The organism is Lederbergia ruris (genome assembly GCF_018332955.1).
GTDB classification, from domain to species: domain Bacteria; phylum Bacillota; class Bacilli; order Bacillales; family Bacillaceae_C; genus Lederbergia; species Lederbergia ruris.
On sequence record NZ_BORB01000015.1, the window covers coordinates 32,162 to 49,879 of the forward strand.

General features: G+C 38.3%; 15 protein-coding genes. All 15 read right to left on the minus strand.

What is annotated here, in order from left to right; genetic code table 11:
* Nucleotides 1-106 precede the first annotated feature (106 nt).
* Nucleotides 107-2,434, minus strand: a complete 2,328-nt coding sequence (locus KI363_RS10305) for an FtsK/SpoIIIE family DNA translocase (protein ID WP_158322157.1) — start codon at nt 2,432-2,434, stop codon at nt 107-109.
* Nucleotides 2,435-2,630: 196 nt separating this feature from the next.
* Nucleotides 2,631-2,846, minus strand: coding sequence for a YlzJ-like family protein (locus KI363_RS10310; RefSeq protein WP_158322158.1), 216 nt, complete (start codon nt 2,844-2,846; stop codon nt 2,631-2,633).
* Nucleotides 2,843-3,598 (minus strand): ClpP family protease, encoded by a 756-nt coding sequence (locus KI363_RS10315; protein WP_158322159.1) that lies wholly within the window; start codon nt 3,596-3,598, stop codon nt 2,843-2,845. The genes KI363_RS10310 and KI363_RS10315 overlap by 4 nt, the downstream gene beginning before the upstream one ends.
* Nucleotides 3,599-3,731: 133 nt before the next feature.
* Nucleotides 3,732-5,402, minus strand: a complete 1,671-nt coding sequence (locus KI363_RS10320) for a ribonuclease J (protein ID WP_158322160.1) — start codon at nt 5,400-5,402, stop codon at nt 3,732-3,734.
* Nucleotides 5,403-5,682: 280 nt separating this feature from the next.
* On the minus strand, nt 5,683-6,558 hold the full coding sequence (gene dapA, locus KI363_RS10325) for a 4-hydroxy-tetrahydrodipicolinate synthase (protein WP_212966274.1): 876 nt from the start codon (nt 6,556-6,558) through the stop codon (nt 5,683-5,685).
* Between the two features lie 16 nt (nt 6,559-6,574).
* Nucleotides 6,575-7,810: an aspartate kinase gene (dapG, locus tag KI363_RS10330; RefSeq protein WP_212966275.1), complete on the minus strand. Its 1,236-nt coding sequence runs from the start codon at nt 7,808-7,810 to the stop codon at nt 6,575-6,577.
* Nucleotides 7,811-7,836: 26 nt separating this feature from the next.
* Entirely contained in the window at nt 7,837-8,889 is a 1,053-nt protein-coding gene (asd, locus tag KI363_RS10335; protein WP_212966276.1) for an aspartate-semialdehyde dehydrogenase, read from the minus strand.
* 326 nt (nt 8,890-9,215) lie between these two features.
* Nucleotides 9,216-9,803 carry a dipicolinate synthase subunit B gene (gene dpaB / locus KI363_RS10340; RefSeq protein WP_212966277.1) on the minus strand — a complete coding sequence of 196 codons (588 nt, stop codon included), beginning with the start codon at nt 9,801-9,803 and terminating at the stop codon, nt 9,216-9,218.
* Nucleotides 9,803-10,702, minus strand: coding sequence for a dipicolinic acid synthetase subunit A (gene dpaA / locus KI363_RS10345; RefSeq protein WP_212966299.1), 900 nt, complete (start codon nt 10,700-10,702; stop codon nt 9,803-9,805). The genes dpaB and dpaA overlap by 1 nt, the downstream gene beginning before the upstream one ends.
* 194 nt (nt 10,703-10,896) lie before the next feature.
* Complete coding sequence (locus KI363_RS10350; RefSeq protein WP_158322165.1) at nt 10,897-11,136, minus strand: YlmC/YmxH family sporulation protein; 240 nt, start codon at nt 11,134-11,136, stop codon at nt 10,897-10,899.
* 216 nt (nt 11,137-11,352) lie between these two features.
* Complete coding sequence (locus tag KI363_RS10355; RefSeq protein ID WP_212966278.1) at nt 11,353-12,591, minus strand: M16 family metallopeptidase; 1,239 nt, start codon at nt 12,589-12,591, stop codon at nt 11,353-11,355.
* A 72-nt stretch (nt 12,592-12,663) separates the two neighbouring features.
* Complete coding sequence (locus KI363_RS10360) at nt 12,664-13,641, minus strand: polysaccharide deacetylase family protein (RefSeq protein ID WP_191967455.1); 978 nt, start codon at nt 13,639-13,641, stop codon at nt 12,664-12,666.
* A 150-nt stretch (nt 13,642-13,791) separates the two neighbouring features.
* Complete coding sequence (gene pnp / locus KI363_RS10365) at nt 13,792-15,912, minus strand: polyribonucleotide nucleotidyltransferase (RefSeq protein ID WP_212966279.1); 2,121 nt, start codon at nt 15,910-15,912, stop codon at nt 13,792-13,794.
* 361 nt (nt 15,913-16,273) lie between these two features.
* Nucleotides 16,274-16,543 carry a 30S ribosomal protein S15 gene (gene rpsO, locus KI363_RS10370; protein WP_158322168.1) on the minus strand — a complete coding sequence of 90 codons (270 nt, stop codon included), beginning with the start codon at nt 16,541-16,543 and terminating at the stop codon, nt 16,274-16,276.
* A 115-nt stretch (nt 16,544-16,658) separates the two neighbouring features.
* Nucleotides 16,659-17,615: a riboflavin biosynthesis protein RibF gene (gene ribF / locus KI363_RS10375; protein ID WP_212966280.1), complete on the minus strand. Its 957-nt coding sequence runs from the start codon at nt 17,613-17,615 to the stop codon at nt 16,659-16,661.
* Nucleotides 17,616-17,718: the final 103 nt, after the last annotated feature.

The following is a 17,718-nucleotide window of genomic DNA, read 5'->3' on the forward strand; positions in this document are numbered from 1 at the left end:
TGTTATTAAATATGAAATATGCGAACAGGTAGCTAATCGATCAGACAATCTTTTTGTCTAGCTCAGGCGGTAGGGGATTGAGGTCAAATAACCGCCTTCCGCTTTTCTAGGAGCTATGCTCTTCTATACTACTTTTAGGGATTAATACAGTCCTTGGTTTACTTCCTTCGTATGGTCCGACAATTCCGCGCATTTCCATTTCGTCTATTAATCTTGCCGCCCTCGTATAACCAATTCTAAATCGTCGTTGAAGCATGGAGACCGAGGCGGTTTGCATTTCGGCTATTAATTGTACAGCTTCCTCATAGAGCTCATCCGTTACTTCTTCTACGACCTCTGGGACATCATCCGGGATCATTTCTTCTTGATACTGAGCTTTTTGTTGACCGATCACATATTCAACTACTTCCTCTACTTCTTGATCTGATAGAAAGGCTCCTTGAATTCTAATGGGTTTTGAAGCTCCTACCGGTAAGAACAGCATATCCCCTCGTCCTAACAATTTTTCTGCTCCTCCTGAATCTAAAATCGTACGCGAGTCTGTTGCCGATGATACAGCAAACGCAATTCTAGAAGGAATATTAGCTTTTATAACACCTGTAATCACATCGACTGATGGCCTTTGAGTAGCAATGATGAGATGGATTCCAGCGGCCCGAGCCATTTGTGCCAGCCTAGTGATGGCATCTTCCACATCATTTGATGCCACCATCATTAAATCTGCTAATTCATCGACAATGACAACAATGTATGGTAACAGCGGTTGCTTTTCATCGTTTTCCGCATTCATTCTTACTATAAATTCATTATAGCCACTAATATTTCTCGTACCTGTGTGTGAAAATAACTCATACCGTCTTTCCATCTCATTCACTACTTTCATAAGAGCTTGAGATGCCTTTTTAGGGTCTGTCACAACAGGGGCGAGTAAATGGGGGACACCATTATAAACATTTAACTCCACCATTTTCGGATCAATCATCATCATTTTCACTTCATGAGGTTTCGCCCTCATTAAAATACTTGTAATAATTCCATTAATACAAACACTCTTCCCGCTTCCAGTAGCACCGGCAACAAGCATGTGAGGCATTTTATTTAATTCCGCTACTACTGCTTGCCCGGTAATATCTCGTCCCAAACCAATTTGCAGTTTCGCTTCCGGCTTATCATTTTCTTTCGATTCCAATACTTCACGCAGTGATACCATCGCAACCTCCGAGTTAGGGACTTCAATTCCAATAGCTGATTTTCCAGGGATAGGGGCCTCCATACGAATATCCTTAGCGGCTAGGGCAAGAGCAATATCGTCACTAAGACTCACAATTCGGCTCACTTTCACACCGGCTTCAGGATGAACTTCATATTTCGTTACAGCTGGACCAAGATGAACCTGTGTTACTTTTGCCTTTACCCCGAAACTTTGAAACGTTTTTTCAAGCTTTGATGCATTTGCCTGGATTAATTGATATTCATTGGTTTGATCAGTCGCTTTTGGTCTTTTTAAAAGTTGTATAGAAGGAAGTTGATAATCTACATTTTCATGCTCAGTAAAAGCCATTGGCGGTACTGATTCATCTATTGTCTTTTCTATTTCTTCTTTATTCTGCTCCTCCTCTAACTCGTCCATTTCTTGGTATGCCCGTTCCGTAAAACTTGAGATAATGGGTTCAGGGATACTGTCAAATTCATCCTCTGCAGCATCCATTTCTTTTTGGTGTGCATCTGTCACATTTTCTTTGTTCCCATCCTGATGTTCCTTTTGTTTTTGTTCTTCTTTCTTCTTTTTTTGATCTTCACGCCATTCTTTTACATCTAATTTTAATTGTTCCCACTGCTTTTTTATAAAAACAGCTAACGAATTCCCAATCTTTGCAAACAGTTCTCCGATTGATTTTCCTGTAATCAACATAAGACCAATAATCATAAGAAAGAAGCTTAAAATTTTTGTTCCTAAAGATCCAAAAATAAAGTAGGTAACAGAAGTTAAAATAGCTCCAACCATTCCACCGCCAAATTCCTTAGTCGAGGTATTTCCCTTTACAATCTGAAAAAAATCATGAAAGGTATTGGCAATAATACTGACACCCTGAATTTTTCCGCTCTCAATTTTCAAATCGAAGAATTTAATATGCGATAAAAGTAACAAGCAGGCAATGATAATATAAATTCCAAAAAGCCGATAACTAATAAAGGTAGGTCTTTCCCTCTTAATGATCATATATCCCGCAATTCCAATAAGTCCTAATGGACCAACAATATGCCATTCACCAAATAGAAAATAAAAAGGATAATTCATCGGAAAAAGCTTGTCACCCGTTACAATAATAATCAAACATAATGCGAGTAATATAATCCCTGTTATTTCAAACTTTAAAATTTCTTGCATCTTTTTTTTCGAGCGTTTTCGGCTTTTACGTTTATTTTTTGCCATACTATCACCTTGCCCAATTCATAATATTACACGAAGGATAAAAAAGCAGTCCGTTCACCATTTAGGATTCCCAATTTTTTAATGTGTATATTATACCATATTTGGATAATCCCCCCTATTTTTAAAAGGCTATAAAAATAGGAGCTGTCCAGAAAGTCAATGAACGGACTTTTTGGACAGCTCCTATTGACGATGATCAGTTGTCATACAGAGAAATGAGGGCGCCAGGGTACAAATCATTTCTCAAATAATCATCGGGATTACTACTCATTATTCGCACGACTTTATACATATTGTCATCTTGTTCCACTATTAACGGAATGCCATTTCTTGTAATCATTTGTTGACTCGCGAACTCTTGCTCTAATCCTTGAAAAATAAGTTCTGGTGGGACAATCGTATGGATAATCATTGGATCAAATCTCCACCTGGTGAGTTATTTTGTTTAGCTGTAATTAGCTCTCGAAGCTTTTGGATAGCATTCCCTATACCTCCAACCTCATCAATTAAACCTATTTTCGCTGCGTCTTCCCCTACTACATTCGTTCCAATATCTCTTGTAAGATTCCCTTTGGCAAACATTAAATCCTTGAACACTTCTTCTGAAATATTGGAATGCTTTGTGACGAATTTTACAACGCGTTCTTGCATTTTATCCATATATTCAAATGATTGGGGAACACCGATAACAAGTCCGGTTAACCGTATTGGGTGAATCGTCATCGTGGCGCTTTCTGCAATATATGAGTAATCGCACGATACAGCAATTGGAACTCCAATCGAATGACCTCCACCTAATACAATGGAGACAGTCGGTTTCGAGATCGTCGCTATCATTTCTGAGATGGCAAGTCCAGCCTCTACATCCCCACCTACTGTATTTAAAACGACTAGTAACCCTTCTATTTTAGGATTCTGTTCAATTGCGACTAATTGAGGAATGATGTGTTCATATTTTGTCGTTTTGTTTTGGGGTGGCAATTGCATATGCCCTTCGATTTGGCCAATGATCGTTAAACAGTGAATATTGCTGTCTTGTGATAGTTCAGGAACTTTCGTTTGGCCGAGTTGCTGAATTTTTTCAACAACCTCTTCTCCCTTTTCCTCATTTTGACGATTTGGTTCTTGTTCAGATTCTGCATTAGCTCTATAGGACTGGCTCATAATATCCTCCCTCGCTTGAACAAATAATATCTATAGTATGAACGGAGGAGATTTTTTCATGCAGATAGAAAAGAAAAATGAAAGCCATTAAAAAAGCCACCCCCATTTTTAGTTTTAGGGAGCAGCTTTTATATTATACCTCCATAATAATCGGAAGGATCATTGGTCTGCGTTTCGTTTGCTCATAGAGAAAATGGTTTAGGCGGTCTCTAATATCTTGCTTGAAACTTGCCCAGTCGAATGTATTTTCTGCAATGGCTTCTTCCGCAATTCCCCGGACGATTTCGGAAGCTTCATCAAGCAATTTTTCAGATTCGCGTACATATACGAAGCCTCTTGAAATAATTTCAGGACCTGAAGCAATTCTTTTATTTTTCTTATTAATCGTGACAACGACGATAAAAATGCCGTCCTGGGATAATAGTTTTCGATCTCGTAAAACGATATTCCCGACGTCACCAACACCACTTCCATCAATTAAAACATTTCCGGATTGAACTCGTTTTCCAGCGGACATTTTCCCGTTTTTATATTCGATCACATCCCCTTTTCCCGGGATGAAAATGTGATCTTTCGGTACACCGACTTCTTCGGCCAATTTAGCATGGGAGTATAGCATTCGATATTCTCCCTGAATCGGGATAAAATATTTGGGTTTCATTAGATTTAACATCAACTTTAAGTCTTCTTGACTTCCATGCCCAGAAACATAACCCTTCCGATTGGATGATCCTACTGTTGCTCCTGCTCGACTTAGCATATCAATTGTTTTAAACAAGCTAGTCTCAAGCGCTGGAGACGGGGTAGCTGTAATAAGTACGGTATCTCCCTTTTTCACATTAATTTTCTTATGATTTTGCCGCGCCATTTTTTGCAGGGCTTCAATAGGTTCCCCCATGACACCAGTAAAAATAATCGCCACTTCATGATCTTTAAATTTCTCAATGTCATGAATAGGGATAATATTCTCAGGATTTTTTACCGTAATATAACCTAATTTTAATGCGATTTCAAAGCTTTTTTCAATACTTTTACCAACCACCGCTACTTTACGATTGTTTTCAAATGCTGCGTCAAGGGCTTGTTGAATTCTAATAAAATTGGAAGCAAAACAAGCTACAATGATTCTTCCTTTGGCAGCATGGAATGCATCAGAAATTTCTCTTCCTGTAACAGATTCCGAAATCGCAAAACCTGGTCGCTCCGCTTCTGTACTGTCCGATAATAGACATAAGACTCCTGACTCTCCAATATTTGCCATTTTTCCCATTTCCGAACGATATAATTCAGTAGCAGCTTGGTCAAATTTAAAATCTCCTGTATGGACGATTTTCCCTTCAGAGGTATGGATGCAAACTCCAAGGGAATCGGGGATACTGTGGGTTGTATGAAAGAAAGTAACGTTCACACCATCAAATCTTAAGCGAGAACTTGATTTGATCGTATGAAAATAACCTTCTGTTTTCACATTTTGCTCTTTCATTTTTTCTTTAGCTAATGCAATTGTTAATTTTGATCCGTAAACAGGTACTTTTAATTTTCGAAAAATATATGGCAATGCTCCGATCGCATCTTCATGTCCATGTGTTAGGAATATCGCTTTAATTCGATCTTTCTGTTCAACAAGCCATGTAATATCAGGTATGACAATATCGATACCTAACATTTCATTTTCAGGGAACATAAGACCGGCATCGATAATAAAGATTTCCGAATCGATTTCGATGACATACATATTTTTGCCGATCTCTCCTACTCCCCCCAATGGTATGACTTTGATGACTTCGTTTTTTGTTTTTGCCAAAATCTTTTCCTCCTACCAATTATTTCCGATCTTCATCAGTAGTTTCATTATACTTGAATGTACATAACCTGTACAAGCTTATTTACTTCACAATAAGAATACCGCAAACATTTGGGTATCTATCTGAAGTCTCCCTGCACCATAGAAAAAGAACTGTCCCGGAGAGTTTAGCCTTTAAACGCATTTCTCTATCCTATATAGAGGAAAGGCTAAATCCCATTATTGAGACAGTTCTTTAGGTTTACTTTCAAAAAGTCCGGGTTTTGAACACGTACTTTAATTATCTAATTGTTGATAACAAATCATTTAATTTAACACGCTCATCACTTGTTAAGGGAACGAGTGGGAGGCGAACCGAACCTACATCAAATCCAAGTAATTGTAATGCGGTTTTAACCGGAACAGGACTTGGAGCTGCAAACAATCCCCGCATGATCGGTAAAAGGTCTCTATGGAGTTGACCTGCCTGGGCAGTTTCTCCTCGTTCATACAATTGAATCATCTGTTGCATTTCTGGACCAATTACATGACTAGCAACCGAGACAACGCCACAACCTCCAATAGACATGACTGGTAAAGTTAAACCATCATCCCCACTATATAAAAGAAAATCTTCTTTAGTTTCGGCGATAATCTGAGCCATCGCATCAAGATTACCACTCGCTTCTTTGGCTGCAATAATATTATCGATTTTGGCTAATTCAATGATCGTTTCAGGCTCAATATTAATAACAGATCTTCCTGGAATATTATAAATCATAACAGGTAGATTGGTTGACCGGGCAATTGTTGAAAAATGCTCATATAGTCCCTTTTGATTGGTCTTATTATAATAAGGAGCGACTAGCATAATAGCATCAACGCCAATTTCCTCGGCTTTCTTTGTTAACTCTACAGAAGCATACGTATTATTACTGCCTGTTCCAGCAATAACAGGGACTCTCCCACCCACTGTTTTTACTACATGTTCGAATAAGGCTAACTTTTCCTCAGTCGTTAATGTTGGCGACTCGCCTGTTGTGCCAGCAACTAAAAGAGAATCACTACCTTGGTTAATCAAATGATCAATTAACATTGTGGTTTTTGAGAAATCGATGTTCCCTTTGCGATCAAAGGGAGTGACCATCGCTGTTGACACTCGGCCGAAATGAACCATAAAAACACCTCCATCCTTATCGTTCGTACTGAACTTCTTCATTTTGTAGTTCAAATACATCGTGCAAAGCATTCACTGCATTGACTAAATCATCCCCATTTACGAGCACCCAAATTGTGGTATGACTATCAGCTGATTGAAGTATCCTAATTTCCTTATCAGATAAGGCTGCGACGATCTTAGCTGTTACTCCAGGAACACCTGTAATCCCTGCCCCAACAACAGAAACCTTTGCACAATTACTTTCCACACTAGGGGTATATCCGATTTTCTCTAAAGCAGATACAGCTTTTCCCAATACAGTAGAAGGAACAGTATAGATCACATTATTAGGAGAAATATTAATAAAGTCGATACTAATGCCTTCATTTGCCATTGCTTTAAACACATCGGCTTGAAGGTTATATTCCCCTTTATTCGCATTCACCTTTATCTGAGAAACATTGGGAACATAAGCAATTCCGGTTACAAGTCGCTCTTTTACAGCAAATTTTTCGGTTTGAGCATCTAAGGAAGTTACGAGCGTTCCTGGAGAATCAGTGTAAGTTGATTTGATTCTAATCGGTATTTTAGCATGCATCGCAATTTCTACAGCCCTTGGGTGGATCACTTTTGCCCCCTCATAGGCCATATTCGATACTTCATTATAAGTCACAGATGAAAGGGAACGTGCTTTTTTAACTAATCTTGGGTCAGCTGTCATCATGCCGTCGACATCGGTATAAATGTCAATCCATTCGGCGTTTAAGGCTGCACCTAAAGCTGCAGCAGAAGTATCACTGCCTCCCCTTCCAATCGTGGTCACGTCTCCTTCTTTTGTTGCTCCTTGAAAACCGGCAACAACCACTACATCCATTGACTCTAATTGCTTTAAAAGCCTTTTACAATTCATTTCATTAATTTTTGCGTTCGTATGATCATTTGTTGTGATGAAGCCTGCTTGAGCCCCAGTTAAAGCCGTAGCTTTCAATCCCTTTTCTAATAATTCATTCGTAAAAACAACACTTGAGATCGTTTCACCACATGAAAGCAATAGATCTTGTTCCCTTTTATTCAAAAAGGTGTTAGAGCCGCCTACAAGTGATAATAATGTATCGGTCGCATATGGAGCTCCGCTTCTTCCCATGGCGGAAACCACTACGACCACCTTATACCCTTGTTTAATGGCATTCTGAATGTGCTTATGAGCATATTGTCTCGTTTCATGATTTTGAACCGATGTTCCGCCAAATTTTTGGATGATTATTTTCATGATGACACCCCTATAATGAACAATTCCTACTTCGTTACTAACCCTAACTTAATTAGACTTTCTGCAATTTGTATTGTATTCAATGCTGCACCCTTTAACAAGTTATCTGCAACGATCCACATGTGGAAACCAGACTTTTCGTCAAGGTCTTGTCTGATTCTTCCCACAAAGACATCATCTTTCCCAACAGCTGTTGCAGGCATTGGGTAAATTTGCTCTTCAGGTTGGTCTTGAAGTGTAATACCAGGTGCTTCTGAAAGAACCTCCCATAAATCTTGCACCTTAAGATCTTCTCTATCTAATTCAACATAGACAGATTCAGAGTGACCTGTTTCAACTGGTAGACGTACACAAGTTGCGGCTACTTTCAGTTCTGGCATTTCCATAATTTTCTTTGTTTCATTGATCATTTTCATTTCTTCAAATGTGAATCCATTATCTGTAAATACATCGATTTGCGGAATGGCGTTAAAAGCGATTTGGTAATGCTTATCTCCACTTGCAACAGGCAAAACGGAAGGCTTATATTCTTGATTATTTAGAATCGCATTCGCTTCGTCATTTAACTCTTGAATAGCTTCAGCTCCTGCACCTGAAACAGCTTGATAAGTAGAAACAATCACTTTTTTAAGTCCAAAAGCTTTGTGAATGGGTTCTAACGCTGCAACCATCTGAATCGTAGAACAATTGGGATTAGCAATAATACCCTTATGATCTCGAAGTTTATGTGCATTCACCTCTGGAACCACAAGCGGAACTTCAGGATCCATACGAAAAGCGCTCGTATTATCCACTACAATTGCACCACGTTGGACAGCCTCTGAAGCAAATTTTTGCGATATACTCCCACCCGCACTAAATAAAGCAATATCAACATCTTCAAAAGACTCTGGAACGGCCTCTTGAACAGTAATCGTTTCTTCTTTAAATTTCAGTTTTGTACCAGCTGAACGAGCTGAAGACAGCAAAGTTAATTGAGATATAGGAAAATTTCTCTTTTCTAATGTTTGAATGATCTGCCTGCCTACCGCCCCGGTTGCCCCCATTACAGCAACATGAAAGCCTTGTTTCTTTAACATCTAAATTCCCCTTCCACTCCAACAAACTATAAGAGGTTGTTCAAAAAGTCCGGTAAAAATGACACTGCGAATTTCTTCGTTGGCTTGTTTCTGCGCTGCTCATGTATTTAAAAGCATACATTCTGCTGCTCGAAACTGCGCCGGCTCGAACTTCTTGGTCCTTTTTATCCTCCTTTTTGAACACGCACTATAAATATCGTTGTTTTTATTCATTAATATTAATATATTATCATATTTAAAGCAGCTAACGATAATTTTTTGATAAAAACCTGTCGAATACAGTGTTAACCCCCAATCAATGGGGGTTGCATTGAATTCTATTTTTGTTACCGATACTCTTGAACTACTGGTTGTAGTTGTTTCCCTTCAAGTGCAGCCATAACAGTTTCAGGAAGCAACTCCATTTTTGAAACCATGGAAGTCGGTTTATTGATGGGGTCATCTTGACCGAAAGGGATAAAATAGATATTTTTGGCTGATATTAAGCGCATTAAGTTGACACCGTTTAGTCCTAAAGCATCATTGGTCGATATCCCTAATACAACAGGACGGCGATTTCTTAATGTTGCTTTTGCTGCCATTAAAACAGGAGAATCGGTCAAGGCGTTCGCAAATTTACTCATTGAATTTCCTGTCAATGGGGAAATAACCATGCAATCCAACGGTTCTTTTGGCCCTAAAGGTTCTGCTGCAACCATCGAATCAATGACTTTCCTTCCTGTAATTTCTTCTACCTTTTCTACCCAATCGGCTCCATTCCCGAATTTTGTATTTGTGTTCTGAACGGTAAAGGTGACAACTGGAACAACTTCAGCACCCAAACCCACCAATTTGTCTATCTGTGGAACAACTTGATCATAAGTACAATGAGATCCTGTGATCCCGAACCCAATTCGTTTATTTTGCAAATTCATTATACATTCTCCTCTCTAATCTCAAGATCCTCTAATAGTAATTGTGAAAGGATATTGGCTAAAATTTGCCCCGCTGTTTTAGGGGCGACGATCCCAGGCAAACTTGGAGCAAGTAGAGCCTTCACTCCACGTTTCTCTGCATAACGAAAATCCGTTCCACCAGGTTTAGAAGCTAAATCAATAATTAATGTGTTTGTCGGCATTCCCGCAATGATCCCAGCTGTTAGAACTGGATGGGGAATGGTATTAATGCAAATATCTAAATCCTTTACCTCATCTTTCAATGCATCTAAATGAAAGGGTTCTAGCCCCATTTCTGTAATCCTCGCTAGATGAGCAAGATCTCTTGCCCCAACTTTTACTTTTGCTCCCAGTAAAGAAAACGTTCTAGCTACACTCATTCCAACCCTTCCAAATCCTAAAACGGCAACAGAAGATTGATGTATTGTTATATCAGTATTTTGAATCGCCATCATAATGGTTCCTTCGACCGTCGGAATCGAATTATAAATGGCAACATCATCGCGTTTGAATAATTGAACAAGTTCTCGATTCGCTTTTTTAGATATTTTATCGAGATAGGCATTGCTAATACCGGAATAAATTTTACAATGGGATGGCGTTTCACGAAGTGTTTTTTCTGTTACAATGATTTTTTCATTGGAGAATATTGTATCTACTTCACCTGCTAAGTTGGTACCTGGCACTGGCAGAATCAGGGCGTCTATTTTTGAAAAATCAACATCATTGATTTTTTCTTTAACGGCTCCAGAAAAAGTCTGCGCTAATTGTTCAAATCCGATTAAATATAATTTAGCATCTAGTTCTGTTAATTTTTTAACAATTTCTAGCTGCCTAGCATCACCACCCAATACAGCGATTTGCATTTCTGTCAACATCAATGGTGTTCACCTTCTTTACGATAAATATCACTGGAAGTTCGTGTTCAAAAAGGAGGATAAACATCCTCTGCAAGATTATTGTATGTATGCGCCCTTTTGCTGTGCTTAATTATCAACAAATAAAAAAAGAAGAGGAGGATCCCCTTCTTCAGATAATGTATGCCATTTTCCATCATAGCTCTAATCGTAGATTATTTATTTTCTGGCACTTCCAAAATGACCATGTCTGTACCGATTGTTCGAATATAATGCCAAGGCACTTTTATTTCATTTCCCGTTTTTTTTCCTATCCATTTGCCTGTCGGAATGATTAAACAATTAATTTCTCCTGTCTTTGCATTAATTTCTAGGTCTGTTTGTCCGAGAACTCCTAATCTTTTCGCTTTCCGATAATCAACAATTTCTTTCCCGCCAAGTTCACTAAGTCGCATCCTCTTCTCCCCTTTTATACATTCCTACTATCATATATAGTGGGCATGCATTCATTTTAGAAGCAAAATTCCCTTATCAAGTGATAAGGGGATTAAGGATCAAAGGCTAAGATCGCAACATCCTGTTGGAAGGCTTAGGCTACGACGTCCTGTCGTTTCGCCTGCACTAAAACGTCCTGTTTGTCGCAACGCCTTTGTGACCTACTTCCTGTAGGCCTAAATAACTTTTGAACTTGGATGTGAATGAGGACTGATTAGAGCGGAGGTGAATTGAGTCGTAAAGATTTCACTTGTTAACTGGTAAACAGAATCTACTGTCACACGATCTATATCACTGATAATATCATCCAGCGAACGATGTTTCTTTAATAACAACTCATTTTTACCAATTCTGCCCATTCGACTATTTGTGCTCTCTAAACTAAGCATTAAGTTTCCTTTCAACTGTTCTTTACTATTTTGTAATTCTTTTTGTGAAATGCCATCATTTTTAAACTGGGCTAAAGTAGAAAATATTGTATCTTGGAGTTCATCTAACTGGTTAGCAGCTGTTCCCCCATATATGACCAATGTCCCTGTATCTTTATAAGAAGAGTGATAGGAGAAGACTGAATAGGCTAATCCTCTTTCTTCTCGAACTTCTTGAAACAGACGTGAGGACATTCCACCACCAAAAATAATGTTCATCACAATCAGATCATAAATTTTCTCTGAACCAATCGGTAATCCTTCAAAACCTAGGCAAAGGTGGGCTTGTTCAGTCTTTTTCTGTTTCGCCACCTGTTCTGAATAAAACATTGGTTTTTCATTCGAAAATTTATTTTTCCCTCTTTCAAACGAGCCGAACAGTTTATCAATCTGAACAATAAAATTCTCATCAATATTACCTGCGACCGAAATAACAATGTTGTCCGGTGTATACATATCATAGATATATTGATGTAACATATCACTTGTAAATGTATTTAATGTTTCCTCCGTTCCCAAAATCGGAAATCCTAGTGGATGGTTATGATAAGCAGCTTTACTCAACATATCATGGACGATATCATCCGGAGTATCTTCATACATTTTAATCTCTTCTAAAACAACATTCTTTTCTTTTTTTAATTCCCGTTCATCAAAGGTAGATTGAAAAAACATATCTGCTAATACATCCAACGCGTATGTTGCGTGGTTGTCTAATACCTTTGCGTAAATACAAGTATATTCTTTTGAAGTAAAGGCATTTACCTGACCTCCAATTGAGTCAAAGGCCTCCGCAATTTCTTTGGCGGTTCTAGTTTTTGTCCCTTTAAAAAACATATGTTCTAAAAAGTGCGAGATCCCATTGTTTTTTTCATTTTCATCCCGGGACCCTACACCAATCCAAATACCAATTGTGACAGATCGCACTGTAGGAATTGATTCAAGTACAACTCTTACTCCATTTTGGCATGTATGTTTTTTCATCATTTACAATTCCTCCTATTCTAGGTGCAAAAAACGTGGCAAGTTAAATAGAATGACTGGACCCTAAGTTTCTTCCTATTTTAAATCTTGCTTTCCATCCAGTCTAATGATTCTTTCTTCATCCATCAGTTTCGTTACGGTGCCAATTTTTAAATTCTGAGCATGTATTTCTGTAATTAATGTGTCCAATGATTTGGCAGTAGGTTCTGTTGGATGCATAAGAATCATGGCACCAGGATGAACGTTTGACATTACTCTTTGAATTAAGGCTTGAGGTGAAGGTTTTCTCCAATCGATCGTGTCTACAGTCCACATAACTGTTTTTAATCCTTGTCGATGCGCAATTTCCACCGTTTCATCCCGGTAGGCTCCACTTGGTGGTCCAAACCATGTTGGGGTAATATTAGTCGTTGCTTCGATAATATCATTTGTCTTTGATAGTTCTTCTTTCATTTGTTCCGTACTAATATTCGCCATGTTGGGATGGCTATAAGAATGATTCCCTATTTCATGACCACTGTCAACAATCATTTTCGCTAATTCGGGATTTTCTTTTACCCAGCGCCCCTCTAAAAAAAATGTAGCATTGATTTTATGCTCTTTTAAGGTTGCAAGCATGGGAGGAATATATTCATTTCCCCAGGCAACATTGATCAGAAAACTAACCATGGGTTTATCAGGGTGGCCGCGATAAATTGGCGCAGGCGGTAAATCTGTTAAATGAACTTTTGGTTTAACCTGAGTAAAGACTAACTTCCGCTCATCAAATACTTTTTTCTTTTTCATTTTTTGATAAGAAGCCTTTTCGTCGACACGAATGCCATTATATCCAGGCATAGCTTTCCATACTCGGTCGATTTTCGCATCTTGGGAATCCACCCGGTAATATTCCGCTGCTTCTATAATTTGGTTATATAAATCATCTTGCCCTTTGCTTGTAGGTACATACCCATTTTTCAATTGTCCTAAATACTGATTTGTATATGGATTAAAAATGGCAGATATTGATAGAATAGCAATCAGTGTAAAGGCTATCAAGTTTTTTGCACTCAATCAGCTCTACCTCCTTCATCATAAAATATGAAAAAGGCGGACAGGTTAGAACTAAATAAGAAAAGCGGAAGGCGATTGCCCAGGGGCGACATAAGATAGTACACTCACTGTTGCAAAAACATGAGAAAAAACGGGGAATCTCCCCGTTTTTTATTCATCCGTTTTCTGATTTTCTTTTTGGTCTTTTAAAACCACTTTTCTAGAGGCATTTACACGTCCATGGTTATCAATTTCAATTACTTTTACAAGGATTTCATCTCCAAGAGAAACAACATCTTCCACTTTATTAACTCTTTGCTCATCCAATTGAGAAATATGAATAAGTGCATCTTTCCCAGGGAACAGTTCAACAAACGCACCAAATTTTTCAATTCGCTTTATTTTTCCTAAATACATTTGTCCTACTTCTACTTCTCGGACTAGGTCCTCGATGATTTTCTTTGCTTTTGCATTCATTGCTTGATCAGCAGAAGAGATAAACACTTTACCATCTTGCTCGATGTCAATTTTCACACCAGTTTCTTCAATAATCTTATTAATTTGTTTACCGCTTGGCCCAATGACATCTCTAATTTTGTCAGGATTAATATGCATCGTTAAAATTTTAGGCGCATATTTTGATAATTGTTCTTTTGGTGTTGAAATGGTAGATAACATTGAATTAAGAATATGCATACGGCCTTCTTTTGCCTGTTGTAACGCTTCTTCAAGGATTTCACGAGAAAGTCCCGCTATTTTTATATCCATTTGGAGAGCTGTAACACCCTTCTCTGTCCCAGCTACTTTAAAATCCATATCTCCAAGATGGTCTTCCATTCCCTGAATATCTGTTAAGATCGTGTAATGCTCCCCAGACTTCACAAGTCCCATAGCAATACCTGCAACTGGCGCTTTAATTGGAACACCAGCATCCATCATCGCTAATGTGCTTGCACAAATACTAGCCTGCGAAGTGGAACCATTTGATTCGAGCACTTCTGAAACAAGTCGAATGGTGTATGGAAAATCTGCTTCATTTGGAATAACAGGTTCTAAAGCTCGTTCACCTAATGCACCATGACCAATTTCTCGTCGGCCAGGACCACGGACAGGACCTGTTTCCCCTACACTGAAATGCGGGAAATTATAATGGTGCATGAAGCGTTTCGATTCTTCGATACCTAATCCATCTAAAATTTGCACATCACCTAAAGCTCCTAGTGTACATATGCTCAAAGCTTGAGTTTGTCCACGAGTGAATAGGCCTGAACCATGTGTTCTAGGTAACAGATTGACCTCTGAGGATAACGGGCGGATTTCATGAGGTTTTCTACCATCCGGGCGAATTTTCTCCACTGTAATCAATCTGCGAACTTCTTCTTTCACAAGGTCATCTAAAACTCGCTTCACCTGTTTAATGGTCTCTTCTTCTACGTCCTCTTTTGCTTCGTACATAGAAATAACATGATCTTTCACGTTTTGAATCGCTTCTTCACGTGCATGTTTTTCTTCCACTTGAATCGCTTCGACAAGAGCTTGTTCACACATTTCACGAACTTCTGCATCCAAGTCAGAATTTACCTCATATAATGAAACTTCTCTTTTGGCTTTTCCTACTTTGCTCACAATTTCTTCTTGAAATTGAATTAATTTCTTAATTTCTTCATGGCCAAACATAATCGCCTCAAGCATTGTTTCTTCAGGTACTTCTAGGGCCCCTGCTTCCACCATGTTTATGGCATCCTTCGTACCAGCTACACTTAAATTGATATCACTTTTTTCCATTTGTTCCACGGTTGGGTTCACAATAAACTGACCATCAATTCTGCCAACTACTACACCAGCTATCGGCCCTTCGAATGGAACATCGGAAATACAAAGTGCAAGAGATGATCCGAACATAGCGGCCATTTCTGAAGAACAGTCTTGATCCACACTCATCACAATATTCACTATTTGCACTTCATTACGGAATCCATCTGCAAACAGAGGACGAATTGGTCGATCGATCAGTCTACTTGCAAGGATTGCTTTTTCACTTGGTCTTCCTTCTCGCTTTATAAATCCTCCGGGAATTTTCCCTACTGCATATAATCTTTCTTCATAATTAACCGTTAACGGAAAGAAATCAACTGCTTTTGCTTCCTTTGAAGCAGTTGCAGTACTTAAAACAGCTGTATCACCGTAACGAATTAAAGCGGCACCACTAGCCTGCTTAGCTAATTGCCCGATTTCGACAGTTAAAGTTCGGCCTGCCCAGTCCATACTAAAAACTTCTTTCTTCTGTTCCATGCAATAATTTCCTCTCTTTCAAATTGCGATTAAGTCGCTTGTTATTATTTTGAACAACTATAGAAAATAAGTGAATGTAATTTGTTGGAACCTGGACCGCTAGCTGAACCACTGAACATTAGACATAAATATGAAAAATTAAGAACCATCATTGATCTAGACTTTATGAACATCCTTTTTATGTATAAATGTCTACCAAACCATCACTCATGGACCTTAGCTTCATATTCATGTCCAATGTTCAGTTCTGCCATGCTCTGCATGACAGTCCTTCTATAATTGCCCCAGTCAGCGTATCACAGGATTCCCGATAAACTACCTAACAAAAAAGCGGGAAATCTCCCGCTTTTTTGTCTCTTTATTATCTACGCAATCCAAGTCTGTTAATTAGTTCACGATAGCGCTGCACATCTTTATTACGAAGATAAGTTAAAAGATTGCGGCGTCGGCCCACCATTTTCATCAATCCGCGTCTTGAATGATGATCCTTCTTATGCACGCGAAGATGATCGTTCAATCTGTTAATTTCATCTGTCAAAACAGCAATTTGAACTTCTGGAGAACCAGTATCAGTATCATGAATTTTAAATTCATTAATGATTTCGTTTTTACGTTCTTGAGAAATCGCCATCGTTTTCACCTCCTAATTTTTGCAAATCGCCTATTACCGAGCAATCGTTGGTGAGTCGAATTGCCAAGCAAAGGTTCTTGATACTGTACTAGAATACAACTTTATAGTCAAAAAATCAAGTTTCTTCGTTTAAAGAAGAAAAATATTCTTTTGTTTTTTCAACATCATTTTGAATTTCTGCTTTTAGCTGCTCAATCCCATTGAATTTTTTTTCATCTCTAATTCTCTTATGCCATTCTATTGTGACAAGCTCACCATAAATTTCCTGCTCGAAATCGAGCAAATAAACTTCTAGTGATAATTGTTTTCCTTCTGGATTATGAAATGTAGGATTATATCCAACACTACACACTCCCTGCTTCCAGATGTTATTCACGAATACTTTTACAATATATATGCCTATTTGCGGTAGAAAGTAGTCGCGATCAGTACTTATATTTGCAGTCGGATAGCCAATTGTCCTCCCACGTTTTTTCCCATGAATAACAGTACCTTTTGTCGTAAAATAACGGCCAAGTAATTGATTAGCTTTGACTATTTCTCCAGTTTGGATCGACTGGCGAATAGAGGTAGAACTAATTTTTTGATTATTTTTTTCTAATTTAGGGACAACGGTAACATCAAAAAAGCCTTCTGAGTGAATAGGTAATGTTGTCATATTCCCTTTTCCAAATTTTCCATATGTAAAATCAAAACCAGCAACAGCATGTTTTACATGTAAATGGACCAAATAATTTTTAACAAATTCCTCGGGTAATAATTGAGAAAATTCTTTTGTAAAATGGACGATAAATAAATATTCCACATTTAAATCTTCTATTAGTTTAATCTTATCTTCCACTGGTGTGATATATTGGACCCTTTCTTGGCTTTTTCCAAGTACAACAGATGGGTGCGGATCAAATGTCATGACTGCTGATTTTTGATTATGAAGTGAAGCCATCTCTTTTGCTTGGTTGATTACTTTTTGATGGCCTAAATGGACACCATCAAAAAAACCTAAGGCCATAACCAATGGTGGAAAGTCGCTACTAGTATAAGAATGTGGATAATCAAGTCGTATTACCTTCAAGATTTTTCCTTCTTTCTGTTTTTAATGCGTGTTCAAAAAGGACCCGTCGGCTAAAGGCGCTGACGTCAATCGCTAACGCCGACACTAGCACATCCTGTGCGTC